General features: G+C 66.4%; 1 pseudogene. It reads right to left on the bottom strand.

Annotated features, from left to right (window positions below):
* Positions 1-325: 325 nt before the first annotated feature.
* Positions 326-1,489 (bottom strand): annotated as a pseudogene (locus AC1DS3_RS38555) (biotin/lipoyl-containing protein); the annotation flags it as partial.
* Between the last annotated feature and the right edge of the window lie 16 nt (positions 1,490-1,505).

The following is a 1,505-nucleotide window of genomic DNA, read 5'->3' as shown; positions in this document are numbered from 1 at the left end:
CCGCTACCGAGCAGCCTCACCACGAAACCAGCGCCATCCGCAGGATCGTGGCCATTCAAACCGGTAACGGCATGAGGCCACTAGAACCCGGGGCCTGACGACGAAAGCGCCGGGCTGCGCAACCCCGACACGCCAGCCTCCTGCAAGGATCGCTTTCTTTTGGTCACTTTTCTTTACGAGTAAAGAAAAGTGACATCCCACACGTTCCAAAACGGCCAACACGGTACAGCCGCGACAGCAACTAGAAGCGGTAAAACCCCACCCACCAAACGTGTCTCCCCGCGTTAGCGGGGCTACAGTCATGCCCCCCGAAGCCTGCATTCACTCACACCACCACATCCTCCAACGTGACCAGCTGAGCGCCATCCTGCACCTGGTCGCCGATGCCGTAAAGCACCTCCTGCACCACGCCGTCGGCCGGCGCGGTCAGGGTGTGCTCCATTTTCATGGCTTCCATCACGATCAGCGGATCGCCTTTGCCAATGACCGTGCCGGCCTTGACCATCACCGCAATGATGCGGCCCGGCATCGGCGCCACCAGCTTGCCGCCCTCGGCGTCGGCGCTGCCCGCATGGGCTAGCGGGTCGATGACTTCCAGCCGGGTTTGCTGCTTGCCGCTGAACACGTAGAGCGCGTCGCCTTCGATATGGGTGTTGCCCTTGACCGTGCGCTCGCCCAGGTCGAGTGCGTGGCTGCCGGCCAGGCTGGCGGCGCGGAAGGGCAGGGTCTGCTCGCCTACCGTCAGCCATTGCTTGCCGCCATCGCTGCACAGGCTGGCCAGCGTTTCGCCTTCGCCGGTGCGCAGGAGGAACTGGCTGGTGGCGTCGCCGTTCAGGCGCCAGGCGCCGGCGTTTTGCCAGGGTGAATGCGCGTCGGCCGGGTCCACGCGGCGCGCGCGGGTTTGCGCATCCACCAACGCGGCTACGGCCAGCGCGATGACTTCGGTGCCCACTTTCGCGGGCGGCGGGAACAGTGCTGCCTGGTTGCGCTCGATCAGGCCGGTGTCGAGGTCCGCCGTGCGGAACGCCTGCGAGGTCACCAGCCGCTGCAGGAAGGCGATATTGGTCGACAGGCCCACCACGTGGTATTCGGCCAGCGCCTGCGCCATGCGCGCCAGCGCTTCCTCGCGGTCGCGGCCCCACACGATCAGCTTGGCGATCATGGGATCGTAGTACGGGCTGATGGTGTCGCCCTCGCGCACGCCGGAGTCGATGCGCACGCCGGCCGGGCCGTTGCCGTCCTGGCCCAGCGCGAACGTGACCGCTGCCGGTGTGCGCAGGTAGCGCAGCGTGCCGGTGGAGGGCAGGAAGCCCTTGTCGGGGTTCTCGGCGTAGACGCGGGCTTCCAGTGCATGGCCGTGGATTTGAAGCTGATCTTGCCTGAGCGGCAGCGGCTCGCCCGAGGCCACGCGCAGCTGCCACTCCACCAGGTCCTGCCCGGTGATCATCTCGGTGACTGGGTGCTCCACCTGCAGGCGGGTGTTCATCTCGGCGGGTGTTCATCTC

It is taken from the genome of Cupriavidus sp. 01L46, from assembly GCF_056399905.1.
This window is presented reverse-complemented; position numbering and strand designations above follow the sequence as displayed.